Genomic DNA, 24,824 nt, shown 5'->3' with positions numbered 1-24,824 from the left:
ACGTGCTGCCGACCACGGGGCCGGTGAGCCGGAACCCGACGGAGCCACTGCGGCGTGCGTACGCGGCCTGTGGGCCGCTGAAGGCAGCGGCGGTTGCGTGGCCGCCCCCGCCCCACCGTGCGCGAACTCGATGCGCCGGGAACCCTCCCACGACCCAAGTGCACGAGCACACACGAGCACAGACACGAGGACCATCCGTGCCCACCACACACCCACACCCACACCCACGCGAGCAGCCCGGCCGCCACGCGGCGGTCACCGCGGCCGCACCCCCTCGCACCGTGACCCCCGGGAAGGACGTGAAGCGGTGAGTACCCCCCTGTACGAACTGAAGGCCGAGTTCTTCAAGACGCTCGGGCACCCGGCCCGCATCCGCGTCCTGGAACTGCTCAGTGAACGCGAGCACTCCGTCGCCGAGATGCTTCCCGAAGTCGGCATCGAGGCGTCGCGGCTGTCCCAGCAGCTGGCCGTGCTGCGCCGCGCCAACCTGGTGGTGGTCAGCCGCCGGGAGGGGTCGACGGTCTACTACACCCTCACCAGCCCCCAGGTGAGCGAACTGCTCGCGGTCGCGCGCGGCATCCTGACCGGGCTGCTCACCGAACAGATGGAACTCCTCCAGGACCTGCGCGCAACCACGCGCGAGGTCTCCCCCGGGCCATCCCGGGGCTGAGTCGGACCGCATCCGGAGCCGCCCACCCGCACGACGGCCGCCGGGGACGAACGCCCGGCCACGGGCGGCCCGCGGGGCATCGGCACGGCGCACCTTCCAGGAACGAGGTTCCCCACCATGAACGACCGGCGGCAGGCACCCCACCCCGCGCGGGACACCCCTCCTCCCGCGGTCGGGACACGGGTCGCCGGCCGGCTCGCCCTGCTGCCCGGACGCGGCGACCTGCGCAGCATGCGCCGCTCCCCCGGACGCGACCTGGTCGCCGGCCTGACCGTCGCGGTGGTCGCGCTGCCGCTGGCGCTGGCGTTCGGCGTGGCCTCGGGACTGGGCGCCCAGGCCGGGCTGGTCACCGCGATCGTGGCCGGCGCCCTGGCCGCCGTCTTCGGCGGGTCCAACCTCCAGGTGTCGGGCCCGACCGGGGCGATGACCGTCGTCCTGGTCCCGGTGGTCGCCGCGCACGGCACCGACGGCGTCCTGATGGTCGGCCTCCTCGCCGGGCTGATCCTCGTGCTGCTGGCCGTCCTGCGGCTCGGCCGGCTCGCCGCGTTCCTGCCGGCGCCCGTGATCGAGGGGTTCACCGCCGGTATCGCCGTGGTGATAGCCCTGCAACAGGTCCCCGCCGCGCTCGGCATAGCCCACGCCGACGGCGACAAGGTCTGGCAGAGCGCCGCCGACGCCGCCTCCCGCTGGCTCGACCGGCCCACCGCCGCCGCGCCGGTCACGGCCCTGGCGGTCGCCGCCGTCATGCTCCTGGGGGCGCGATGGCGTCCGGCGATCCCGTTCTCCCTGGTCGCCGTGGCGGCGGCGACGGCCCTGGCGTGGTCCGCGGACCTGCCGCTGACGCCGATCGGGGACCTGCCCGCGGGGCTGCCCGCGCCCTCGCTGGGCTTCCTGGACACCTCCCTCCTGGTCTCCCTGCTGCCCTCGGCCGCGGCGGTCGCGGCGCTGGCCGCGCTGGAGAGCCTGCTCTCGGCGACCGTGGCCGACGGCATGACGGTGGGGCAACGGCACGACCCCGACCGGGAGTTGTTCGGCCAGGGGGTGGCGAACCTCGCCGTACCGCTGTTCGGCGGCGTCCCGGCCACCGCGGCCATCGCCCGCACCGCCGTGAACGTACGCGCCGGCGCCACGTCACGCCTGGCCGCCCTGACCCACGCCGTCGCGCTGGCCGTCATCGTGTTCACCGCCGCCTCCCTCGTCGCCCACATCCCGCTGGCCGCCCTCGCCGGTGTCCTCCTGGCGACCTGCGTGCGCATGGTCGAGGTCTCCGCGCTGCGCGCCCTGGCCCGCTCCACCCGCCCCGACGCCCTCGTCCTGGCGCTGACCTTCGTCGTCACCGTCGCCCTGGACCTGGTCACCGCCGTCGCGGTGGGCATCGGCCTCGCCGTGATCCTGGCCCTGCGCTCCGTCGCGCGCACCGCCCGCCTCGAACAGGTCCCGTTGGACACGAGCGACCACACCGACGAGGAACGCGCCCTCCTCGAAGCGCACATCGTGGCCTATCGCCTCGACGGGCCGCTGTTCTTCGCCGCGGCCCACCGCTTCCTGCTGGAGTTGTCCGAGGTCACCGACGTGCGGGTGGTCATCCTGCGGATGTCCCGCGTCACCGCGTTGGACGCCACCGGCGCCGGCGTCCTGGGCGATGCCGTCGACAAACTCGAACAGCGTGGCATCACCGTCCTGCTCTCCGGGATCAAGCCCGCCCACGACGACATCCTCGCCACCCTGGGAGTGGCCGAGCACCTGCGCCGCGACCGGCGGATCCTGCCCGACACCCCGGCCGCCATCGAGTACGCGCGGACCCTCATCGGGCAGCCCCACGACCGGCCCGCCCCGTTCGGCGCCGACCCCGCCGCGCGGACGCTGCCGTGCTGAACCGCGATCTCGCCGGCCGCGACCACCCGAACGCCAACCCCGCCTTCGGCGTGCGCATCCACGTGTCGCCCGCCGCCACCGACATCGTCGAGGACATCCTCGCCGACGCCCCCAATCCCGAGCGATCGGATCGGAGAATAGCCATGCCTCCCGACGACACGAACGCGGAACGCCCCACCCCGCCACGCCCCGTCGGCAGACGGCAGACCCAGAAGGAGATGGAGCGAGGCATCATCGTCTGGCTCCTCGTATTCACCTTCGGAACGCACCTGATCGGCGGCGGAATCTGGCTCTACATCCACTTCAGCGGTCGCGGCTGACCGCCCCCGCGTCGCCCCCTCGCGAACAAGGCCAAGAACAAGGCAAGGAAAGACCACCGATGAGCGATGCAACCCAGACCCTGCCGAACTGCCCCGAGTGCACCGGCGCCCACACCTACGAGATGGGCGCGTTGCTGATCTGTCCCGAATGCGGCCACGAATGGTCGCCCACGTCCGGCGCACCCGCCGCCGACACCTCGGATGCGCCGATCAAGGACGCGGTCGGCAACACGCTCGCCGACGGCGACACCGTGACGGTGATCAAAACACTGAAGGTCAAGGGCAGCCCGACCGGGATCAAGGCCGGCACCAAGGTGCGCAACATCCGCCTGGTGAACGGCGTGGACGGCCACGACATCGACTGCAGGATCGACGGATTCGGACCCATGCAACTCAAGTCCGGCGTCGTCAAGAAGGCCTGAACCCGACCCTGCACCAAGTCGCGGCCCCGCTCAGCTCTCGAATTCGCGGACGCGCAGCACGTCGAGGTTGCGGAACGTGGGCTGCCCGTCGCACAGCTCGGCCAACCGCGCCGCGAATTCGGCCGTCTCCGGGCGGTTGGAGTTCTCCATTGCCAGTTCGTGGGACGGGAATTCCACGATGTTCAGATACACGTTCTCCCGGTCGAGGTCGCGGGTCTGCGCAGCGCGCGTCGCGATGCGGTGACCTTCGTTTTTGGCGACCCAGTCGTCCAGGGCGGCGTCGAACTCGTCGATGCGGGTCGTCCGGTATTCGATGATCTGGATGAATGTCATTGCTCCGGCCCTCGGCGTTCGTAGTGACGGGCGGGCCGCCGGCCGCGGGACAGCGGCCCCTGCCACCTCCAGGGTCCCGCCGGCGCTCCGGACTCGCAAAGCCGCCACCCGAGGTCGGCCGAGGCTCCGGTCCGCCAGGGTCGGCGTGTAGGCGCGGGCCGACAGGGAACGATCCCAGCCGGTGGCACCCGACGGCGAGAGGGATCGCATGCGGATCGGCATCATCACGACCGCACGCCCGGGTCTGGAGCACCTGGCCGCCCGCGCGGAGGAACTCGGTTTCAGCAGTTTCTGGGTATACGACACGCCGATGGTCCACGGTGATCCGTTCGTCGCCCTCGCGCTCTGCGCCAAGTCCACCAGCCGGATCAAACTCGGTATCGGGGTCACCTCACCGGCGCTGCGCTCCGCGCCCGCCGCGGCTGCGGCGCTCGGCAGTCTCAACGCCCTCGCTCCCGACCGCGTCGTCTGCGGGGTCGGCACCGGCAACACCGCACGCCGCACGCTGGGCATGCGGCCGGCCAAGACGGTCGAACTCGAGTCGTTCACGGCCGCCTTGCAGGATCTCACCGCGGGCCGCGAGTCGGACCATCACGAGGGAACCCGGTCGAGCAGGGTGCGCTTCCTGCACGTCGACGGCTACGTCAACACCGAGGACCCGGTGGAGTTCGTCGTGGCCGCGTTCGGCCCGAAGGTTGCCGCCGTCGCCGGTCGCCTGGGTACGGGAATGATCTCCTTCGCACTGCACGCTCCCGAGGCCTGGTCCGCGCTCGGCCGGGCCCGCCGGGCAGCGGCACGGGACGCGGGCAACAGCGAGAAGGCGCATACGTACCTCGTCTCCTCCCTGTACGTCCTCGGCGACGGTGAGGACCGGTACGGCGATGCCGTCAAGGACGCGATGGGGCACATCGCGGTGAGCGCACTGCTCCTCGCCGTGGAGGACCCGGCCTTCCGCGCGGCCCTGCCGCAGGAGGAGTCCGCGGCTGTCGACCGCCTGCTCCACCTACGCGGCACCACCGCCACCGACCCCAATCGCCACCACACGCTCTACCACAACTATCTCGGCCGGCTGTCCCCCGAGGAGCGCGATCTCGTCGTGCCATCACTGGTGGACAGGTTCGGTCTGATCGGTACCAGGGACGAACTCCGAGAGCGGATCGACGCGCTGGAGAAGTCGGGGGTCGAGGAACTCGTGATCCAGCCCGTGGTGAACCCCGAGGCGGAAATGGCCGAAATCGCCCGGCTTCTGCCCTGACACCGCACAGCCCGATCAAGGCGTTACTGGTCACCACCGCCGTAGCGGCCGCCGTGGGGATCACGCCCGCCACCGCGAACGCCGCGGCCGACTGGTCGTGCCGCTCCATCGCGAACCAGTACATGTACTTCAAGCCGGACACCCCCCTGCACGCCAAGCCCCTGGGCAGCTCCCAGGTCTACGCCGCCTTCTCCAGCCCGCAGTTGATCGACGGCTCGTGCGTCGACAAGTACGGCAAGCAGTGGTGGCGTACGGGTTGGTCCTCCGGATATGGCTACATCTACGACGGCTACCGAACCGGCTGACCGACCGCCGTCAATCGTTGCCTCGAAAGGGTGAACTCTGGGGTCACGATGCCGCGGCGACGGCGCCGACGGCGGGCACGAAATCCCGGCGTCGTGGCCCCTGCCCGCTCTCCCGCGGCTCGCTGCCATTCCCCTCGAAGGTGTCTCCGCCCGAAAACCCCGTTGCCGTCGATGCGTCGAACCGCCCACCGTGGAGGCCGTGAACCGATCCTCCCGACGTCGTCGTGACCCGGCCGCCGAGACCATCGCCCGCGGCGTGGCCAGTGGCGAGGAACTCTTCGGTGGCAAACTCGCCCACAATCATGGCGCGTTCGCGCATCAGGACGCGCACCTGCAGCTGTCGCTGCTCGGCACGTTCCGGCAACTTCCCCGGCTGGTCGCGGCGTCGGTACGGCTGGCCTGGCGCACCGACCCCCGGGCGTTGTCGGCGGTCGGTCTCGCCGAACTCGGGCGGGGTGTGGCCGGAGCGTTCAGCCTGCTGGCCACCAATCAGGTCCTGGTGCGGTTGTTCGCCCAGGGCGCCACTCCGGACCGGGTACGGGCCGCGTTGCCGGCCCTGTTGGCGCTGGCCGCGTCCGGGGTGGTCGTGTCGTTGCTGCAGGCGCTCTCCACCGGCGCGGCCGGACGTCTGGAGCCCAAACTCGAACGTGTCGCCGAGACGTCACTGCTGAGCAAGACGGCCAGGGTGGAGATGGCCACCCTGGAGGACGGTGACTTCAAACGCCTGCTGCAGTCGGCAAGTTGGGGTACCGATGCCTCCCGGCGGATGATCTCGTACACGATCGGCATCGCCAACGCGTTGATTTCCCTCGCCGCCGCCGCAACCGTACTCGCCGTGCTGCATCCGGTGCTGCTGCCGCTCCTCGCGTTGATCACCGTTCCCCAGGCTTGGGGCGCGGTCCGCGATGCGCGCCGGCGCTACGCCTCCGTGCAAAAGTGGATCGACCACAACCGGCAACAGGGCGAAGTCGCGTGGCATCTGCGGCACCTCGGGTCCGGTCCCGAGGTCCGCGTACACGGAGTCGGCGACTACCTGGTGGAACACTTCGAGCGGATGGCCGCGGCCGGCGAGGCCGAGGAGAGCCGACTCGCGCGCGCCGAAGCCGTCACCGGCCTGCTGTCCGCCGCCCTGGCGGGGCTGGCCACGGGCGTGACATACGTCGTGCTGGGTTGGCTGACCTGGACCGGGCGCACCGGGCTGGCCGCGTCCGGCACCGCGGTCCTGGCGATCCGCACCGGCACCGGAGCACTGACCCGACTCGTCGAACAGGTGCAACAGACTTACAAACAATCGCTGTTCGTCCAGGATCTCGAACGCGCCTGCGCACTCGCCGACGAACACGCCATCCCGCGCGGCGGCCTGCCCGTGGAGCGGTTCCCCGACCGTATCCGGCTCGACGACGTCACCTACACCTATCCCGGCCGCGACACCCCCGCCGTCGACGCCGTCTCCCTGACCATCGAACGCGGCCAAGTCATCGCGCTCGTCGGCGAGAACGGCTCCGGCAAGTCCACCCTGGCAAAGATCATCGCGGGGCTGTACCGACCGCAGTCCGGGCACATCCGCTGGGACGGCATCGACGACACCACCCTGGACCGCGACCAACTCTTCGGCCGCGTCGCCCTGATCTCCCAGTCCTTCACCGAATGGCCGTTCACCGCCGCCGCCAACATCCGCATCGGCCGCCCCACGACGCAAGGGCACACCACGGACGGCGTCGCCACGACCGTGCCCGGCCCACGGGCACACCCCGACACCGCCCCGGAACGCCCGGGGCCCACCCCGGATCCCGCGCTCGAAGCCGCCGCCCGATACGCCGAGGCCGACCGGGTCATCGACGAGCTCCCGAGGAAATGGCACACCCTCCTCGACCGCTCCTACGTCGGCGGAGTGGCCCTGTCCGGCGGACAATGGCAACGCATCCTCCTGGGCCGCGGCGTCTACCGCGACGCCGACCTCATCATCGCCGACGAACCCACCTCCGCCCTCGACGCCAGGGCCGAAATCGCCGCGTTCGAACGCATCCGCGCCCTCGCCGACTCCGGACGCACCGTCATCCTCATCACCCACCGCCTCGCCGGCACCCGCCTCGCCGACCACATCTACGTCCTCGACCACGGCGCCCTCATCGAACACGGCACCCACCACGAACTCCTCGCCCACGAGGGCCGCTACGCCACGATGTACCACATGCAAGCCAATCAATACGAAACCGGACACAACGGCAGCGGACACAACACAGCTCAGCCACCGGGCTGACCCGCACCCTCGGCGACGCTTGCTTCACCTATCGATAGTCGATAGATTCCTATCGTAATTCGATGGAAGGGGTGGGCCATGGGAAAGCCGGCCGTGCATGCCTTGCGCGCCGTACTCGCGGTGGTGCTCGCCAGCACCGTGTTCGTACAGGCAGCGATGGTGTGGGCGTTGATCGGCGGGAACGACCCGGAGGACGGGTCGCTTCCGCTGAACCCGCTGCGCGTGATCACGATCCTGGGCATGGTGTCGGTCCAGGTCGCTCTGGTCTGCGTGTGGCGGCTGGTGACGATGGTGCGACGCGGAACCGTGTTCTCCCATGACGCCTTCCGGTACGTGGACGGCGTGATCGGCGCGATCGTGGCAACCGCCCTTTTGTGGTTCACGGTCACGGCCCTCAATGCGCCGGGTCAGCGGGACGACCCGGGCGTCACCGTGATCATGGGCGGGATCGGCGTGGCCATCCTGGGGGTCGCGCTCGTCGTACTCGTACTGCGGATGTTGCTCGCCCAGGCCGTCGCGCGCGACGTCGAGGCGGCGCGGATGCAGGCCGAGTTGGACGCGGTGATCTGATGCCGATCACCGTCGACATCGACGTGATGCTCGCCAAGCGGAAGATGTCCGTCGGCGAGCTGGCGGACCGCGTGGGGATCACGCCCGCCAACCTGGCGGTACTCAAGAACGGCCGCGCCAAGGCGGTCCGCTTCGCGACGCTCGCCGCACTCTGCGACGTGCTCGAATGCCAGCCGGGCGACCTGCTGCGCTGGGAGGCCGAGGACGCCGCGGACGTCGCGGTCGTCACGGACGGATGACGTGTCCCAGGGCCGACGTGCGGGCCCGGAAGATCGTCCGGCGCGGTGGTCCACGGGCGCGGCAAGCAGGGAACCAACTGACCTTCCTCGAACAACTCGGCCTCGCCCCCACACCGAGCTGACCGGGCGTCGACCGGGGCAGCGGCGTCGGTGTTCAGCGGCGCGACGCGTGGTGCCGGTACACGTCGTAAAGCAGCCGGTAATAGGGGGACTCCTCGTCGGCGGAGGCCAAGCCGCACAGGATCTCGTCGCCACGCGGGTCGTCGCGCTGGGCGAGCCGAGCTGCCGCCTCCACGCGTACGTCCTGGTCCGGATCGACGAGGCAGGCGGCGAGCAGGTCCCGTCAGTTGCAGCGTCGGACTCCACCGGCGCCGGCATCGCGGGCCCAAGGCGACGTGTGCGGCCACCGCGCGGGGTGCCGGACGGACGGGTCGCCGTTTTGCATCGTGCGTCGATCCGCACGAATCCCTTGTCCGGGTGCACCCGAATGGACTAGACCTCTGCTACGCCTGCCCCCTGGCGTATGGACGCACCGCCGGAACCAGGAGATCGTGTATGCCCGTTCGTCCCTCCGGTCTGCTCGCGGCCGTCACCGCCGCCGTGCTGCTGGCCACCGCCACCACCACCGCGCACGCCGCGAACGTCGCCGGCCACGGGTCCCACGGCCCGAAGCCGAAGGGCCAGCGGATCGGCTACTTCACCCAGTGGGGCGCCGACAGCTCCGCCAAACGTGTTCAGGAGACCGGCCAGGCAGCGAAGCTGACCATCATCAACTACGCCTTCGGCAACGTCTCCGCCGAGGGGACCTGTTTCGAGGCCAACGTCGAGGGCCAGGGCTACGCCTACGACGACTACCAACGTCCGTTCACCGCCGCCCAGTCGGTGGACGGCGTGGCCGACGCGCCCGACCAGGCGCTCAAGGGCCACTTCAACCAACTGCGCAAACTGAAGGGCGAGAACCGGCAGCTCAGTACCGTCATCTCGCTCGGCGGCTGGGCCTGGTCCAAGTACTTCTCCGACGCGGCCGCCACCGACGAGTCACGCAGGAAGTTCGTCTCCTCCTGCGTCGACCTCTACATCAAGGGCAACGTGCCGAGGCTCGACGGCGCCCCTGAAGGCGGCCCCGGCGCCGCCGAGGGTGTCTTCGACGGCATCGACGTCGACTGGGAGTATCCGGGTGGCGGCGGCGCGGAGGGCAACGTCTCGCGCCCCGAGGACGGCCGCAACTTCACCCTGCTGATGGCCGAGTTCCGCAGGCAGCTCGACGAGTACGCCGCACAGCGCGCCAAGGCCCAGGCCCACGGCAAGCCCCGGCACTACCTGCTGACCGCTGCCCTGCCGGCCAGTTCCGTGGTCGCCGACCGCCTGGAGATCCCCGCGGTCTCCGCCGCGGTCGACTACATCAACCTCATGACCTACGACCTCCACGGCAGCTGGGAGGCCAAGGGCCCCGCCAACCACCACGCCAACCTGTACTCCGACCCCACTGACCCCGACGTCCGCCAACGCAGCGCCGACAAGGCCGTCGACCACTACGCCCGACTCGGCCTGCCGTCCGGGAAGACGGTCCTGGGCGTCCCGTTCTACGGCCACGGATGGACCGGCGTTCCGGCGGGCGAGCGCAACGGCCTCTACCAGAAGGCCACCGGCACCGCACCGGACCTCACCTACAAGGAACTCGGCGCCCGCCCCGGCAGGACCTACGTCGACCGCGTCCACGGCGCCTCGTGGAAGTACGACGGCGACACCTTCTACAGCTTCGACAACTCCGAAGTCCTGACCGCCAAGGCCCGCTACACGCGCCGTAACGACCTGGCCGGCGTGATGATCTGGGCCCTGGACGGCGACGATTCGCACGGAAGCGCCGTAGCCGCACTGGACCGCGGCCTGCGCCGCTAGGGCGTCCGAGAAACATGCTTCGGGCAAGCCGACTTGGGGGTCACCATGGGCGGCGCGCGTCGGGCATCGCAGTGATCGGCGCCCCTGGATGACACCAACGCGCCGCCCCTGCGCGGGAGTTCGGGCAGGGGCGGCGCGTTCGCGTTCGGAGGGTGGTTACACCGCCAGTCGGTGCACGCTTCCGTAGGTCGTGCCCGCGAACAGCCACCGGCCGTCGGGCGATACGGTCAGCGACGAAACCGACGGTTCCGGCAGGTTCTTCGTGATCGAGCCCCAGGTGTGGCCGCCGTCGGTGCTGCGGAGCACTCCGAGGGCCGGGGAATGGTATTCGTGCGAGCCCGCGAACACCGTCGAGCCGTCCGGGGTGAACGCCAGCGAACTCAGGTAACCGCTCAGGTCGCCGGCCGCCTTCGTCAGGTTCTTCCCGCCGTCGGTGGTCACGTACAGCGCGTCCCTGGCGGCGATGACCGCGTGGCCCGGGGTGCGCGGGTTCAGCGCGATCGCGCTCACCCAGCCGTCGAGGAGCTTGGTCAGGGTGACGCCGCCGTCGGTGGTGCGGAACAGCCCGTCCGGGCCGCCGAGCCAGGCGCTGTCGGGGTCGACCGGGTCGACGGCGACGCTGGTGAAGCCGTTCAGGTCGTCCTGCCCGTTCTGGACCAGGGACTCGCCGCCGTCGTTGCTGGTGTACACGGCCGACGGCGAGTGGGTGGCGATGTACAGCCGCTTCGGGTCACCGGGGCTGACCGCGATGCCGAGTGCCTTGCCCGGTACGGCCGTTTGCGTGATGGTCCACCGCACGCCCGCGTCGGTCGACTTCTCCAGGTAGAAGCAGGGTTGATCGAAGGTGCAGGTGTTGCGTACCCGGTACACCGTCGAGGGGTTCGACGGATCGGTGGCCAGGCCGTCGATCCGGTTGCCCACGGTGTGCGGCGCCGAGCCGGAGAAGCCCCATTCCTGGTACCCGCGCGGCAGCCGGCTCTTCAGGGGCGCGGACGACTGGTAGGTGCCGGTCATGGTGCCCGCGACGATCGCCGGGCCCGACTTGCCCTGGGCGACGGTCAGCGACAACACCTCGGAGCCGGGCACGCCGATCCGGCGGAAGGACTGGTGGTCGTCGGTGGTGTAGATGCCCGCGCCTGCCGAGATGACGTCCGTGCCGGGCCGTCCGGGAAACGTGCCGATGCTCTCGTACAGGTCGACGCGGGCCAGGCCCGCCTCGGGGCGCCAGGTGCGGCCGTTGTCGCGGCTGCCCCACTGCTGCATCTCACCGGTGGACTGGTTGACCTGGACGTGCAGCCGGCCCGAGCCGTCCACGACCGCGGCCAGGACCACCACGTCGGTGCCCCACGGCCCGCGCAGCGCCCGCCAGTGCGCGCCCCGGTCGGTGGAGACCTGCGCGACCTGCAGGTCGCCCCTGGCGACCAGGGTGCCACCGGTGCCGGTGAACTGATCGACGCCCGCGCCGGTCGAGCCGGGACGGGGCAGCTTCACCGGGGTCCGCGCGCCTCGGCGCAGCACCCAGACGTCGGCGCCGGCGGTGAAGTACAGGTCGCCGTCGGTGAACTTCGGGTTGCGCGCGTCGGCGGGGGCACCGGCCAGCAGCTTCCAGGTGTTGCCGTTGTCGGTGGTCACGTGCACACCCTCGGCGCCCGTCGCGTACAGCCGCGCGCCGGTCGGGTCGAACACGACGCCGCTGATCCCGCCCGGGGTGTCCAGCACCCGGGTGAACGTTTTGCCGGCGTCGGTGCTGCGCAGCACGTACCCGCGCCAGTGCTCCTTCTCCACACCGCCCGCGAACACCACGTCGGGCCGCAGCGGGCCGGCCGCGATGCCGCCGGCGTCCGTGGCGTCCACCGGCAGTTCGTTGCTCTGCTGCCAGGTGGTACCCCGGTCGTCGGATCGGAAGACGACGTTGCCGATCGGGGTCTGCACGTAGGCCCGTTCGGGCCGGGCGGGGGTGAACGCCAGTTTGCCGCCGGTGCCGTTCGGGCCGACCTGCCGCCATTCGTTGCCCCGGGTGGCCAGGGTCGTCGGCGGGTCGGCGGAGTCCGCGGGTTCCGCTCCGGCGGGCACCGTGCCGAACGCGCCGAACACGGTGCCGAAGGCCACCGTGGCGATCAGGAGTAGTCGGCGCCGGGACACCTTCGCTGAACTCGACCGTGAATGTTGTGCGTTGAACATGCCGTCTCCCATGGGGCCGGTGGTGTGCTCTTTGTAGTCGCGGCTCCCGAGGGTCGGCCAGGTGTGGCCGCCGGCCGGTTGCGGCCGGCGCCGGAATCGGCCATGCTCGCTCGCCATGGAAAATGACGAGTTGGTGTTCGGCGCCGTCGGGGTCGCGCCGTTCGACGAGCGGGTCTATCGCACCGTTTTGGCCGGACCGCCGGTCACTGTGCGCGACTTGGCGGAGCGCACCGGCTCGGGCGCCGAGCGGCTGCAGTCGGCCCTCGCTCGGCTGCGCGGCCACGGTCTGGTCAGCCGGCTCTCGGGCCGCCCCACCCGGTGGGCGGCCGTCAGCCCCACCGCCGCCCTCGCCGCCCTGGTCCGCAACGCGCACGCCGACCTCGGCCGGGTCACCGAGACGGCCGCCGAACTCGAGGCCGTCTACCGCGCGCTCGGCGAGACCGCCCGCCCCGGCGAAGGCGTCGAACTGCTGACCAGCGCCGACGAACTCGGCCGGTGGTTCGCTCGGCTCCAGCAGGAGGCCACCGAGGAGATCATGAGCCTGGACCGGCCGCCGTACGTCCTGGCCCACGGCAACCCACTCCAACACACCCTGCTGGGCCGCGGGGTTCGGTACCGCACGATCTACGCCCCCGAGTCGTTCGAGATACCCGGGAACCTGGACGTCGTGTCCGGCCTGTCGCAGGCCGGCGAGGAGGCCCGGGTCCTCGCCGACGTCCCGCTGAAGATGTCCGTCGCCGATCGCCGGATCGCCCTGCTGCCCCTGCACCTCGATCCGCCCATCATCCGCAGCGTGGTCATCCGGGGCACCACCCTCGTCGACGCCCTGGTCACCCTGTTCGAAGGGCTCTGGACCCAGGCCGTCCCCCTCACCGCCGCCGGCTCCGAGTCGGCGGGCGACCCGCTCGACGCGGAGGACCGACGGATCCTGAACCTGCTGCTGTCCGGACTCAAGGACGAGACGATCGCCCGGCAACTGGGCATCAGCACCCGGAGCCTGCGGCGGCGAATGCGGGTGCTCCTCGACGAGTTGGGCGCGGAGAACCGGTTCCAGGCAGGTGTACAGGCGGTGCGGCGCGGCTGGGTATAGGGGAGTTCACGTGGGGCGCTCGCACAGGGGCGCTCACACCGGGCCTCGCACGGGGCGCTCACGGCCGATGGGCCGTCGCCGATCCCGCGTACGTCCGGCCGCTCACCGGGCCTCCTCCGGTCCGGCGTCCGCCGGTTCGTGGTCCGCGCAGTCCACGCGTAGTTCGCCCGGCCCGAACGGTGCGTCGACGAACGCGCAGTGGTGGGGGCGGTCCGGGTCCTGCGGGTGCGCGTCCGGTCGGAAGAAGCGGCACGTCACGCACGTACGCGAGACCGGGATCGCGTCGTGCTCCTGCAACACCTTGATCATCGTGGTGGTTCCGCGCAACATCGCCGCGACATCGGCGTCCGACAGCGCGTCGAGGGCCTCGCGCAGCGGCGCGGGGACGACGCCGAGCCGATCCGCCTCCGCCCGGCCGGCGTCCGTCAGGGTCAGCGTCACCGCGCGCGTGTCGACCGGATCGCGCCGGCGGTCGACGAGGCCCTTCGAGGTGAGCGCACGCATCGCGTCGCTGACCGTCGGCGGCGTGGAGGCGAGCGCCTTGACGATCTCGCCCTGCCTGCGCGGTCGGATGTCCGCGGCCAGGTACAGCAGGATGTCGGCCTGCAACGGACTCAGCTTCGCCGGACCGCCGTTGTGCCAGGCCGTCAGGCGCACCGCCTGGCCGAGCCGGGTCAGGCCGAGCAGCAGGTGCTCGGTGGGCGAGAGCCCCGGTGGTCCGTCCATCGGCGTGCTGCCTCTCTTTCGTTTCTTCTTCCCGTTCCGGATCGCCCCGTCTCTTGCATTCTAGGCAGTGCCAACTATATTTGGCACTGCCAACAGTCCTTCGGCGCACACTGCCGAAGGTCCGGTTTCGCATACCCAGTCGAGGAGTTCCCGCCATGTCCCGTCTGTCCATGGTCGACCCGGCCACCGCCGCCCCCGATGCCCGCCGCCTGCTCGCGAAGGTGGAAAGCGCCCTCGGCGTGACGCCGAACATGATGCGGGCGATGGCCGTATCGCCCGCCGTCCTCGACGGCTACCTCTCCTTCGCCGGCGCGCTCGCCAAGGGATCGCTGTCGGGCGCGCTGCGCGAGCAGATCGCGCTGGTCTCGGCCGCCGAGAACGCGTGCGAGTACTGCTACGCCGCGCACCACGTACTCGGCGCCCACGCCGGGGTGAGCGACGCGGACCTGGCGTCGGGCGGCCACGCCGGGGCGTCCGACCCGAAGGCAGCCGCGGCGCTGCGCTTCGCGCGGGCGGTGTTGCGTACGAAGGGCTTCGTGTCCGACGCCGAACTCGCCGACATACGCACGGCGGGTTACGACGACGGCGAGATCGGCGAAATCATCGGCGCGGTCGCGCTCAACGTGTTCACCAACTACTTCAACTCGGTCGGCCGCACCGAGGTCGACTTCCCGCCGGTCGCACTGCCCGGGTAAGTCCCGAGCCGGCCACGGCGGTTGGGGCGGCCACCGGCGCCCCAACCGCACCGGGACGCACGGGCGCGCTACGCCGGGGGGCCGTCCGGGAGCGAGGACGGGGCCGCGGCGCGCACTCGCACCCACGATCGAGCCGGGCGCGCCGGGGCGTCGCGGGGGAAGGCGAACACGAGGCCGACGGCGGCCACCGCGATGGCCATGGCGGTCAGATATGCGATCCGGAAACCCTCGTCGGAGGGCGGTCGGCCCGGAACGAGTATCGGGTTGTGGGTCATGATCAGTGCGGCCACCTGGGTCCCGACCGCCCCGCCGAGCGCCCGGGCGACGGTGGTCAAGGCGGTGGCGACACCGACCTGTTCGGGCGCCACGGCCGAGGCCGCGACGACGAAGATCGCCGTCGAGCCGGCCGCCGCGCCGATCCCGGTCAGCACCAGTCCGCACACGATCTGCCATGGCTCATGGTGATAGGCCAGAGTCAGCGCGCCGACGGCGAGCGACACCATGCCCACGCCGGCGACGGCCCGGCTGCCCACGTGTCGGGCCGCGAGGCCGGCGAGCGGTGAACTCAGCACCGCCGCGGCCAGAGCCGCACAGAGGTAGTAGCCGATCTCGGAGGCATTCGCACCGAGCCCCAGGCCCGTGGCCTTGGGCAGGGCCAGTAGTTGCGGGACGAGGTAGACGACCATGCCGTAGATCCAGCCCTGTGCCACGCCGACGCTCACCGGGCCCCGAATACCGCGTCGGCGGAGCAGCATCGGTGCCACCATCGCATGCACGACCCGGTTCTCCACGTACACCCATCCGACGAGGACCACGACCGACGACGCCACCAGGGCCAGGCTCGTCGCGGCGCCCCAGCCGTCCTTGGGTGCCCGGTCGAGCCAGATGAACAGCAGCGCCAATCCGACGGCGAGGGTCGCCGCACCGGGCCAGTCGACCCGGGAGGGGCCCGCCTTCCCGCCCGGCCGCGCCACCTCGGACACCGGCGTCCGCAGCCCGGCGGCGGTCAGGTGGAACAGCCCGCCCCCGGCCGCCGCGCACAGTGTCGGGAGGGCGTACATCCAGGCCCGGGACAGCGAATTCGCGATCGGTCCGGCGAACAGCACGCCCGCGCAGTTGCCCACCGTGATCGCCGCCATGAACATGCCCATCGGCACCTTCAGCCGATCGGGCGCGTACAGCGAACGCAGCACCACGAAGCCGATCGGGATGACTCCCGTGCCGGTGCCCATCAGGATCTGGCCGACCAGGAACATCGTGTAGGAGTGCGCCGCGGCCGATACGAGGCCACCGCAGGTGACCAGGAACAGTACGCCCGCCATGGTCCGGCGCGGACCGTGGAGATCGGCGAGGCTGCCGGCCAGAGGAGTCGAGACGGCGGCGCTGACGGTCAGCGCGACCGCCCACGTCGCGGCCTTGGCGGGCCTGATGTCCAGATCGCTCTGCAGCATCGGCAACGCGGGAAGGATCAGGCTCTCCAGTGCCGCGACGGCCATCGCCGTGACGGCCAACGCGAGGAACAGGAGGGTGGCGCGTCTTCCGGACGGGGTGTCACCCGTTTCGGCGGAGGCGGTGGCGGAGCGTTTCATTGCGTGGGTCTCATTTCTCTGTGCACGATTCACCCGGTTCCGCGCAGAATCCGCAGGGGAATCCGAGCGAAACCGGAGCGAAATCCATGCGCGTATTCGGATACGCCGAATCGACCCGCGTAACCGCGTGGCTGCCCGGGCGCATGGGACCGAGAACGCGGGGTCGTTCTCGGATTATGGGGACTCTTGCGCCCGGTTCGATATTCGGCAGTCGATATTCGATTCAGACGTTCGGATAGCGCTCCGCCCACGGGGCGGCCTCTTCGACCTCCGCCGCCAGTCGCAACAAAATGTCGTCCCGCCCCCACCCCGCGGTGAACATCACGCCGATCGGCATACCTCGCGCGCTCCACTCCACGGGCAGGCTCAGGGCCGGAAAGCCGGTCGCGTTGGCGAGGACCGTGTTTCCGGTGAAGGCCGTCATCGCGGCGAGTTCGCCCGCCGGGTCGGCGTCGTCGCGCAGTTCGCCGAGGGTCTGTGTCGGGCGGGTGATCGTCGGGGTGATCACGATGTCCACGTCGGCGTGGTCGAGCGTCCACGCGCGGGCCCGCGCCTGCAACGTGCCGAGTGCCGCGGCCAGTTCGGCCGCCGTGGTCCGGGTCGCGATCGCGCGCAGATGCCGGACGATCGGGCGCAGCAGGGGCTCTGCGCCCGGCGGTAGCGGCAGGCCGCCGGCGAGGGATGCGAAGGCCAGGGTGAACGACTCGGTGAACAGCGGGTCCTCGGCCTGGTCGCGACGCACCACGGTGTGCCCGAGGGATTCGAGCAGCAGCCCGGTACGGGTGATCGCCTCCGCCGACTCGGCGGCCACCGGGCCACCGGAAATCGACCCGTACGCGACCGCGATCCGCAGGCGTGGGAGCGGCCCGTCGCAGGCCGCCCGGTAGCTGCCCGCCGAAGGCGCCGGGGGATGCACGGTGTTCGCGCCGGGCCGCGAGGCCAGGACGTCCAGGAGCGCGGCCGTGTCGCGTACGGTCCTGGCCAGTGGTCCGCGCGCGGACAGGCCCATGTTGTCGCCGCGGTCGGGGCCGGTGGTGATCAGGCCCCGGCTCGGCTTGAGGCCGATCACGCCGCAGACGCTCGCCGGGGACCGCAACGACCCGGCGGTGTCGCTGCCCTGCGCGAACGGCAACAATCGTGCGCCCACCGACGCCGCCGCGCCGCCGCTGCTGCCGGCGGCGCCGCACGCGAGGTCGAACGGGCTGCGCGCGGGCGGGGCGATGTCGGGTTCGGTGTAGCAGGCGGCGCCGAACTCGGGCACCGTGGTCTTGCCGATGTCGATGAGGCCGCCGGCCCGCAGGATGGTGACGATTTCGCCGTCCGCGTCCGGGATCCAGTCCTGGAACACCCTGCTGCCCAAGGTGGTGCGAATTCCGCGCGTCTCCTCGAGGTCCTTGATGCCGATGGGCACTCCGAAGAGCGCGGGCAGCGGCTCGTCGCTCCTGTCGCGCAGGGTACGTTCGGCTCGGCGTGCCGATTCCCTGGCGTGTGTGTCGGCGATCGTGGTGAATGCCCCGACCGTGTCCGCCTCGGCGGCGCGCCGGAGGAAATGGTCCACGACATCCACCGGGGAGGTTTCTCCGGAGGCGATGACGGAACCGAGGTCCAGGGCCGATAGTTCGTGCAATTCAGACATGCGCGGTACACCTCGCTTGGCGTTTCGTTACGCGTATTGTTAGGGTGTTCCCATGGAATCGTCAATGCCGGGTTCGATGAGTGCAGCAGGTGCGTCCGAGCCACCGGGTGGTTCGGGGAGTGGTGCAGCCCGTGGTGCGGCGGGTGGCCCGCCGGAGACGGGGAAGCCGGGTCGGCCCAAGGCCGTATCGCTCGAGGCGATCCTGAGCGCCGCGACCGAGATCGCCGACGACCGTGGACTGGACGCCGTGTCGTTTCGCGTGTTGGGTGACCGGCTGGGCGTGTCGCCCATGGCGATCCATCGCACGACCGGCGGCATCGAGGCCCTGCGCCACACGATGGTCTCGGAGGTGGTCGGCCGAGTGACCCGATCGATCGTGTGGCCCGACGACTGGCAGGGCGTCGTGCGGGTCTTCGCCGAGGAACTGCGCGCGTTGCTGATGCGCCACCCGCTGGTCCTGGAGGCGCACCGCAGGGCCGCCCTCGACGCACCGGGCGCGGACGCGGTCGCACACCGCGTCACGGGCGCGTTGCGTACGGCGGGGCTGGACGAGGAGCGCGCCACGTACGCGTACGCGGCCGTCCACGACTTCGTCACGGGGCATGTCGCGATCCGGCTCGGTCGAGGCGAACTCGAACACTACGACGCGTCGCCCGAGCGGCAGGCGGTGTCGGTCTTCGCCCGGTACCACGACTACGCCGAACGTTTCCGGCAGGGCCTCGAACTCCTGATCACCGGTATCGAGTCCACGATCGCCGAGGGACGGCCGGCGGGACGCCCGCGGGGGCGGGCGTGACCATATCCGCGCCGCCGACCCGATTCGCCCCGGCGCCCGGCGGGCGACGCATCGCCTACTGCGTCTACGGCGACCCCACCGGCGTCCCCACGATCGTCGCGCACGGTACACCGGGCAGCCGCTTCCAGGCCCACCCGCTCGACGCCTCGGCAACCGCGGCCGGAGTCCGGTTGATCTGCCCCGACCGGCCGGGCTTCGGGGAGACCGACCCCGTCGACATCGACGATTTCCACGCGTGGGACGGCGACTTCACCGCCCTGCTCGACGCGCTCGAACTCGACCGGGCGTCGCTGATCGGCATCTCGGGCGGCGCCGGCTACGCGCTCGCCGTCGCACAGCGCGTGCCCGACCGGGTCGAACGCCTGGTCGTGGCCTGCGGAATGGTCCCGGGCGCCCCCGCCTCCGCCACCCGGGGTCGGCTCCCCGTGGTGACCCTCGCCTACTGGCTGGCCCGGCGCGTGCCGGGCCTGTTGGGCGTTCTCCTCACCCGGCGGGCCTCGGCCCCGACGGATCCGGCGAAGCCACCGGCCGGGTTGCCGGAGTCCGACCGGCTCGCCCTGAACGACCCGGCGACCCGCGCGTCGACGGCACGCGACGCCGAGGCGGCACTGTGTCAGGGGCCCGGAGCGGCCGTCGCCGACATGCGCCGCTACCACCGGGCGTTGCCCGACCCGCTCGGTACGATCACCGCACCGACCACGATCGTGCACGGCGACCTCGACGCGAACGTACCGGTGGGCGTGGCCCGTTGGCTCCACGCACGGCTCCCGACGGCCGAAGTCCACATCCTCCCCGAAGCCGGCCACCTCTTCGCCCTCACCGACCCCACCCCCCTGTGGCACGCCCTCCTCGATTGACACCCGGCGGCAAGGGCCGCGAGCCGTCGGGGAGTTCCAGGCGAACAGCGGTCCCTCCGCGACCGCGGAGAGGTAGTACACGGCCTGCTGCCCCTACGCAGTGTCGGGCGCTCTGGGGCGGGTCGGCGCCGAGGGGTTGTGGCGGGGGCCCGCATCCGGCGTCGGTCCGGGGCAGTCCGCCGGGACCGGCTTCGAACGCGCCGTCGGCGTCTGGTTCATCAGGCCCGATTCGTAAGCCGCGATGACCAGTTGGGCTCGGTCTCGGGCGTCGAGTTTGGTGAGCAGGCGGCTGACGTGGGTCTTGGCGGTGGACAGGGACAGGTGTAGGTAGGCGGCGATCTCGGCGTTGGACAGGCCGCGGGCGACCTGGCGCAGGACCTCGCGTTCGCGGTCGGTGACGGCGGCCAGGCGGGTCGGGGCGAGGACGGCCACCGTCGGGCGTTGGGCGAACTCCTCGATCAGGCGCCGGGTCACCCCCGGCGAGAGCAGGCCCTCCCCCGCCGCGACCACCCGGATCGCGGCGAGCAGATCGGCCGGCGGCGTGTCCTTGACCAGGAAGCCGCTCGCCCCCGCCCGCAGTGCCGCGAACACGTATTCGTCGAGGTCGAACGTGGTCAGCACGAGTACCCGCGTGTCCACCGGATCGGGACCCGACAGGGCCAGCCGAGTGGCCTCGATGCCGTCGACCTCCGGCATCTGGATGTCCATCAGGACCACGTCGGGGCGTTCCCGGCGGATCAGTTCCAGCGCCTGCGCGCCGTTGGCGGCCTCGCCCACCACGGTGAGGCCGGGGTCGGAGTCGACGAGTACCCGGAAGCCGGCGCGCACGAGCGCCTGATCGTCGGCGACCACCACGCGAATGCTCATGCGCCGACGCCCAGCGGCAGCCGGGCCGCGACCCGATAGCCGCCGCGCGGACCCGGCCCGGCCTGGAAGTCGCCGTCGTACAGGCCGACCCGTTCGCGCATGCCGATCAGTCCGTGACCCTGCGCCCGGTCGAGGCCCTCGACGTCGCCGGCGCCCCGACCGGCCGGCCCCGAGCCGTCGTCGGTGATCTCGATCCTGATGTCGGTGTCGCCGTAGTGGATGAACACGTTGCCCCGATCGGTGTCGGCGTGCTTGACCACGTTGGTCAACGCCTCCTGAATGATGCGATACGCCGCGCGATCCATACCCGACGGCAACTCGCGCGGGGTGCCGTCGATGCGGACGTCGACCCGCAGGCCGGCCCGACCGGTCTTCTCCACCAGACCGGGTACGTCCGCCAGACCGGGCGCCGAGTGGAAGCCGTCCCGTCCCCCGACCGGCGGCGCCTCCTCGCGCAACACCCCCAGCAGCGCGCGCAATTCGCGCAGCGCCGCCCGGCTGGTCGTCTCGATCGCGGCGAGCGCCTTGGCCGCCTCGTCGGGCCGGGCCGCGATCACATGGTGGCCGACCCCCGCCTGTACCGCTATCACGCTCATGCTGTGCGCCACCACGTCGTGCATCTCCCGGGCGATCCGCAGCCGTTCCTCGACCAGCGTGCGCCGGGCCCGGTCCGTCTCGTCCCGGGCCCGGCGTTCCGCCTGTTCGCGCAGGCCCGCGTTGTAGGCGCGTTGCCTGCCCATCGTCCGGCCGACGGTCCAAAAGGCGAGCAGTGCGCCCACCTGGCCGAGGATCCAGCTGCTCCACGACGACCAACCGCGGTCGACGGAGCTCCCGACCAACGGCGCGAGCGCGACCAGGACGCTGCCGGCGGCGAGCAAGGCGACGGAACGCCACAGGGGTTCGACCAGGCCGACCACATAGACGACCAGCACCAGCGCGATCATCGGCGACTTCGGGAACCCGTACGCCGCCAGTACCGCATAGCCGAGGCACGCGAGTACGAAGGCCGACGCGGCATGCCGCCGGCGCAGCGCCACCGCGGCGGCGAGCGCGATGGCCAGGACCGCGAAGAGCGGCACCGGCACGTGGTGCTCGTGCAATCGTCCGAGGCTCGGGCAGATCAACGCGGCCGAGACCACCGCCGCCACCACGTCGAGCCAGGCGAGGTGACGCGGTGTCAGACGTTGGGTCAAGGGCGGGCGGGACTGTTCCACGCCCCGACGCTAGCCCGCCGGGAGCGGGTCGGGCGTCAGTCCTGGGACGGATCACCCGGCGTCCGTCGCGCGACCGACGCGGCCGGCACCCGGCCTCCGTCGGAACGAGTGCGGATCGACGTTCCCGGGCCCGACGCGCGACACCCCCTCGGCGCGACAGCGTTGCGGCCACCGCGGTGCACGGCGATCCGGACCGATCCGAGGCCGCTCCCCCGCCCACTCCCCCACACACCTCCCACACCCGATCCACCCGCACCCCATCCCGTCCCGTCCGATCCCGTCGGACGGCATCCGAGCGAGGACACCCATGACCCACCGAACGCTCGACCCGCCACCCGCCCGGCCGCCGGCCGGATCGCCCTCGGTCCACACCGGACGGGGCTGAGGCCATGCTGAAGGCAACCCTGCGCGGGTTCCTCGCGCAGCGCGGGCGCATGGTGCTGTCCGGCCTGGCCGTGCTGCTGTCGGTGGCGTTCGTCGCCGGCACGCTCGTCCTCGCCGACACGGTGACCCGGGCCGCAGCCGAGTTTTCGGCGGCCGGCGCGGCCGACGTGACGGTGCAGGCGCCGACCCCGGACAGCGCGGCCGGCCTGCGCAGCGCCGCCCCTGGCGGGCCGCCGACGCTGCCGGTCGACGTGGTCGAGCTGGTGCGCCGCGTGCCGGGCGTGCGCGACGCACGCGCCGCGATCACGGTGGACAACGTCGCGCTGGTGGCCGCCGGCAACCGCCGGGTCGAGGGCGCGGCGGGCGGACCCACGACCGCCGCCGACTGGTCCCCCGACGCGCGCTCACCGGTACGCCTGGCCCAGGGTCGGGAACCGCACGGTCCGAGCGAGCTCCTCATGGACGCCGACTCGGCCCGGCGCGCGCACGTGCGCCTCGGCGATCGGGTACGGGTCGTCGCCGTCCCGGGGAGCTTCGAGGCGGCGGTGGTCGGCATCGTCGCGTATCGCACCGTCGACCCCGGGCACACGTCGGTTTTCCTGGACACGGCCGTCGCGAGCACGCGCCTGCTGGGCGTCCCCGGCGTCGTGACGTCGGTACGGGTGGAGGCGGGGGCGGGCGTGACCGACGACGAGTTGGCCGGGCGGATCGAGCGGGCGCCGGGGCTCGGTACGGATGCCGTGGTGCGTACTCGGGCCCAAGTCGCGGACGCGGAGACGGCGGAGACCGCCTCCGGCGTCGAGTTCGTGCGGTCCGCCATGCTCGGCTTCGGCGGGGTCTCGCTGCTCGTGGCCGGCTTCCTGATCGTCAACACGTTCTCGATGCTGGTGGCCCGCCGAACCCGCGAGTGCGGTTTGCTGCGGGCGTTGGGCGCGAGCCGTGCCCAGGTGCGCCGCTCGGTGTACGTCGAGGCGCTGCTGTTGGCGTCGATCGCGTCGGTCCTGGGGTTGGCCGCGGGCATCGGCCTGGCCGCCGGGCTCCGGGGCGCGATCGGCGGCGTGGGGGTGGGTCCGGCGGACGGGCCGCTCGTGATCACGGTGCGTACTCCGGTTGCCGCCCTGCTGGTCGGCGTGCTCGGCACGCTGCTCGCCGCGGCGGTGCCCGCGGCACGGGCGAGCCGGGTCCCGCCGATGGCGGCGTTGCGCAACGCCGCCGTCGGAGCGGGGTCGGGGTCGGGGTCGGGTCGGCCGGCCCGGCGGCGCGCCGTGGTCGGTGCGGTCCTGGTCACCCTCGGGATGGCGGCGGCGGTGGCCGGCGGACCGTTGGCGATCGTGGGCATCGTGCTCAGCCTGGTCGCCTTCGTGGTGCTGGGGCCGACCCTGGTCCGTACCGTGCTCCCGCCGATCGCGCGGGTCCTGGTGCGCTCCGGGGCGGTCGGGCGGCTGGGGCGCGGCAACCTGATGCGCGACCCGCGGCGGACCGGGGCCACCGCCGCCGCGCTGACCATCGGCGTCGCGGTGGTCGCGGCGACGGCGGTGGTCGCCGCGTCCGCGAGCGGTTCGATGGACGCGCGGATCGATCGCACGCTGGGTGGCGACATCACCGTGCGGAGCGACAAGAGCGGTGCGCCGTTGACCACCGAGGTATCCGACGCGGTCCGGCGCGCGCCGGGCGTGGGTCGGGTGGTTCGGCTGCGCGAGGCCCGGATCGAGGTGCTCGCCGACGGGCGCGCCGACCACGGGTGGGTGCAGGGCGCGGATCCCGAACTCCCGTCGGTACTGCGCCGGCGCTCGGCGTCGGGAGCGCCGGCACCCGCGCCGACGCCGGGCACGATCAGCCTGGGCGCCGGATACGCCCGCGACTTCCACCTGTCGATCGGCAGCGCCGTGCTCCTGCGCGGCCCGACGGGGACGGAACTGACGGTGACCGTGGCCGCGTTGCGCGAACCCGATCCCGCCGGGCAGTCCATCGGCCGCCGGGACGCGCCGCTGGTGGCCCTGGAGACGCTCACCGCGCTCGCTCCGGGTGCGCAGGATTCGATGATCTTCGTCGACGGCGCGCCGGGCACCGACCGCGCGAAGCTCAAGGCCGCGCTGAGGACCGCGCTCGCGCCGTTCCCGCAGGCGTCGGCACGGGACCGCGACGAATACAAGCGGCTCGTTCGCGGCGGGATCGACGGCGTGCTCGACCTGGTCTACGCACTGCTCGGTCTGGCCGTGTTGATCGCCGCGCTGGGCGTGGTCAATACGCTCACCCTCTCGGTTGTCGAACGCACCCGGGAAATCGGGCTGTTGCGCGCGCTCGGCACGTCACGCGGACAGATCCGGCGGATGGTCCGCGCCGAGTCGTTGGCGCTGTCGGTGTACGGCACGCTGCTCGGCCTGCTGCTCGGGGTCGGCTGGGGCGTCGTGGCGCAGCGCGGACTCGCGGACCGGGGCCTGGAGGTACTGGCGGTGCCGTGGGCAACCCTGGCCGCCCTGGTCGCGGGGGCCGGCGTGGTGGGCGTGCTCGCCGCGGTGCTGCCGGCTCGTCGGGCGGCCGGTACGGCGGTGCTGACCGCGATCGCGACGGAGTAGGCGACCCGGTCCGGGGGCGGGCCCGATCGCAGGAAGTCCGAAGAGATCGATTCACCGGGAAGAGA

The 24,824-nt window shown here is 71.9% G+C and carries 23 protein-coding genes; 15 read left to right on the top strand and 8 right to left on the bottom strand.

From position 1 onward, the window contains the following. The first annotated feature begins 307 nt into the window (after positions 1–307). The 4 genes from ACWGR4_RS32070 (at position 308) to ACWGR4_RS32055 (ending at position 3,287) form a co-directional block, all read left to right on the top strand. Complete coding sequence (locus tag ACWGR4_RS32070) at positions 308–670, top strand: ArsR/SmtB family transcription factor (protein ID WP_380010779.1); 363 nt, start codon at positions 308–310, stop codon at positions 668–670. A 231-nt stretch (positions 671–901) separates the two neighbouring features. Next, entirely contained in the window at positions 902–2,545 is a 1,644-nt protein-coding gene (locus ACWGR4_RS32065) for a SulP family inorganic anion transporter (RefSeq protein ID WP_452131912.1), read from the top strand. Continuing rightward, positions 2,539–2,865, top strand: coding sequence for a hypothetical protein (locus tag ACWGR4_RS32060; RefSeq protein ID WP_452131902.1), 327 nt, complete (start codon positions 2,539–2,541; stop codon positions 2,863–2,865). Before ACWGR4_RS32065 ends, ACWGR4_RS32060 begins: the two co-directional genes overlap by 7 nt. A gap of 59 nt (positions 2,866–2,924) precedes the next feature. Next, complete coding sequence (locus ACWGR4_RS32055) at positions 2,925–3,287, top strand: zinc ribbon domain-containing protein YjdM (RefSeq protein WP_452131903.1); 363 nt, start codon at positions 2,925–2,927, stop codon at positions 3,285–3,287. A 30-nt stretch (positions 3,288–3,317) separates the two neighbouring features. On the opposite strand, the gene ACWGR4_RS32050 is transcribed toward ACWGR4_RS32055, so the two are convergent. Continuing rightward, positions 3,318–3,620, bottom strand: coding sequence for a hypothetical protein (locus ACWGR4_RS32050; protein WP_380010788.1), 303 nt, complete (start codon positions 3,618–3,620; stop codon positions 3,318–3,320). Positions 3,621–3,828: 208 nt separating this feature from the next. On the opposite strand from ACWGR4_RS32050, the gene ACWGR4_RS32045 reads away from it, so the two are divergent. From ACWGR4_RS32045 to ACWGR4_RS32025, 5 genes are all read left to right on the top strand, one after another. Further along, positions 3,829–4,875, top strand: a complete 1,047-nt coding sequence (locus ACWGR4_RS32045) for an LLM class flavin-dependent oxidoreductase (protein WP_452131904.1) — start codon at positions 3,829–3,831, stop codon at positions 4,873–4,875. Positions 4,876–4,928: 53 nt separating this feature from the next. Next, entirely contained in the window at positions 4,929–5,180 is a 252-nt protein-coding gene (locus tag ACWGR4_RS32040; protein WP_452131905.1) for a hypothetical protein, read from the top strand. Positions 5,181–5,379: 199 nt separating this feature from the next. Continuing rightward, positions 5,380–7,440 (top strand): ABC transporter ATP-binding protein, encoded by a 2,061-nt coding sequence (locus ACWGR4_RS32035; protein WP_452131906.1) that lies wholly within the window; start codon positions 5,380–5,382, stop codon positions 7,438–7,440. A 78-nt stretch (positions 7,441–7,518) separates the two neighbouring features. Further along, on the top strand, positions 7,519–8,010 hold the full coding sequence (locus ACWGR4_RS32030; RefSeq protein WP_452131907.1) for a DUF2975 domain-containing protein: 492 nt from the start codon (positions 7,519–7,521) through the stop codon (positions 8,008–8,010). After that, positions 8,010–8,249 carry a helix-turn-helix domain-containing protein gene (locus tag ACWGR4_RS32025; RefSeq protein WP_452131908.1) on the top strand — a complete coding sequence of 80 codons (240 nt, stop codon included), beginning with the start codon at positions 8,010–8,012 and terminating at the stop codon, positions 8,247–8,249. Before ACWGR4_RS32030 ends, ACWGR4_RS32025 begins: the two co-directional genes overlap by 1 nt. 154 nt (positions 8,250–8,403) lie before the next feature. On the opposite strand, the gene ACWGR4_RS32020 is transcribed toward ACWGR4_RS32025, so the two are convergent. After that, positions 8,404–8,544 (bottom strand): hypothetical protein, encoded by a 141-nt coding sequence (locus ACWGR4_RS32020; RefSeq protein WP_452131909.1) that lies wholly within the window; start codon positions 8,542–8,544, stop codon positions 8,404–8,406. A 260-nt stretch (positions 8,545–8,804) separates the two neighbouring features. Between ACWGR4_RS32020 and ACWGR4_RS32015 the strand changes: the two genes are divergently transcribed. Next, complete coding sequence (locus ACWGR4_RS32015) at positions 8,805–10,148, top strand: glycoside hydrolase family 18 protein (protein ID WP_452131910.1); 1,344 nt, start codon at positions 8,805–8,807, stop codon at positions 10,146–10,148. 156 nt (positions 10,149–10,304) lie between these two features. Here the strand turns inward: ACWGR4_RS32015 and ACWGR4_RS32010 are convergent, their stop codons facing one another. After that, the gene (locus ACWGR4_RS32010; protein WP_452134286.1) at positions 10,305–12,329 is read right to left on the bottom strand and encodes a WD40/YVTN/BNR-like repeat-containing protein; all 2,025 of its coding nucleotides are present in this window, start codon (positions 12,327–12,329) and stop codon (positions 10,305–10,307) included. A 115-nt stretch (positions 12,330–12,444) separates the two neighbouring features. On the opposite strand from ACWGR4_RS32010, the gene ACWGR4_RS32005 reads away from it, so the two are divergent. Further along, on the top strand, positions 12,445–13,419 hold the full coding sequence (locus ACWGR4_RS32005; RefSeq protein WP_452132156.1) for a helix-turn-helix domain-containing protein: 975 nt from the start codon (positions 12,445–12,447) through the stop codon (positions 13,417–13,419). Positions 13,420–13,521: 102 nt separating this feature from the next. On the opposite strand, the gene ACWGR4_RS32000 is transcribed toward ACWGR4_RS32005, so the two are convergent. Beyond that, a complete protein-coding gene (locus ACWGR4_RS32000; RefSeq protein WP_452132157.1) occupies positions 13,522–14,145 on the bottom strand; it encodes a MarR family winged helix-turn-helix transcriptional regulator in 624 nt (207 codons plus the stop codon). A 155-nt stretch (positions 14,146–14,300) separates the two neighbouring features. Between ACWGR4_RS32000 and ACWGR4_RS31995 the strand changes: the two genes are divergently transcribed. Beyond that, positions 14,301–14,840 carry a carboxymuconolactone decarboxylase family protein gene (locus tag ACWGR4_RS31995; RefSeq protein ID WP_452132158.1) on the top strand — a complete coding sequence of 180 codons (540 nt, stop codon included), beginning with the start codon at positions 14,301–14,303 and terminating at the stop codon, positions 14,838–14,840. 68 nt (positions 14,841–14,908) lie between these two features. Here the strand turns inward: ACWGR4_RS31995 and ACWGR4_RS31990 are convergent, their stop codons facing one another. Together ACWGR4_RS31990 and ACWGR4_RS31985 are read right to left on the bottom strand one after the other, a co-directional pair. Beyond that, positions 14,909–16,429 (bottom strand): MFS transporter, encoded by a 1,521-nt coding sequence (locus ACWGR4_RS31990; protein WP_452132159.1) that lies wholly within the window; start codon positions 16,427–16,429, stop codon positions 14,909–14,911. A 223-nt stretch (positions 16,430–16,652) separates the two neighbouring features. Next, positions 16,653–18,065: an amidase gene (locus ACWGR4_RS31985; RefSeq protein ID WP_452132160.1), complete on the bottom strand. Its 1,413-nt coding sequence runs from the start codon at positions 18,063–18,065 to the stop codon at positions 16,653–16,655. 247 nt (positions 18,066–18,312) lie between these two features. On the opposite strand from ACWGR4_RS31985, the gene ACWGR4_RS31980 reads away from it, so the two are divergent. Then, positions 18,313–18,861 carry a TetR/AcrR family transcriptional regulator C-terminal domain-containing protein gene (locus tag ACWGR4_RS31980; RefSeq protein ID WP_380010824.1) on the top strand — a complete coding sequence of 183 codons (549 nt, stop codon included), beginning with the start codon at positions 18,313–18,315 and terminating at the stop codon, positions 18,859–18,861. Beyond that, entirely contained in the window at positions 18,858–19,718 is an 861-nt protein-coding gene (locus ACWGR4_RS31975) for an alpha/beta fold hydrolase (RefSeq protein WP_452132161.1), read from the top strand. The genes ACWGR4_RS31980 and ACWGR4_RS31975 overlap by 4 nt, the downstream gene beginning before the upstream one ends. A 93-nt stretch (positions 19,719–19,811) precedes the next feature. Here ACWGR4_RS31975 and ACWGR4_RS31970 read toward each other — a convergent pair whose 3' ends face one another. Both ACWGR4_RS31970 and ACWGR4_RS31965 read right to left on the bottom strand, forming a co-directional pair. Next, entirely contained in the window at positions 19,812–20,585 is a 774-nt protein-coding gene (locus ACWGR4_RS31970) for a response regulator (RefSeq protein WP_452132162.1), read from the bottom strand. Continuing rightward, entirely contained in the window at positions 20,582–21,799 is a 1,218-nt protein-coding gene (locus tag ACWGR4_RS31965; RefSeq protein ID WP_452132163.1) for a sensor histidine kinase, read from the bottom strand. Before ACWGR4_RS31965 ends, ACWGR4_RS31970 begins: the two co-directional genes overlap by 4 nt. A gap of 389 nt (positions 21,800–22,188) precedes the next feature. Here ACWGR4_RS31965 and ACWGR4_RS31960 point away from each other — a divergent pair, with 389 nt between their 5' ends. Beyond that, positions 22,189–24,759 (top strand): ABC transporter permease, encoded by a 2,571-nt coding sequence (locus tag ACWGR4_RS31960; RefSeq protein ID WP_452132164.1) that lies wholly within the window; start codon positions 22,189–22,191, stop codon positions 24,757–24,759. Positions 24,760–24,824 lie beyond the last annotated feature (65 nt).

The sequence above is a fragment of the Embleya sp. NPDC055664 genome (assembly GCF_053618075.1).
This window is presented reverse-complemented; position numbering and strand designations above follow the sequence as displayed.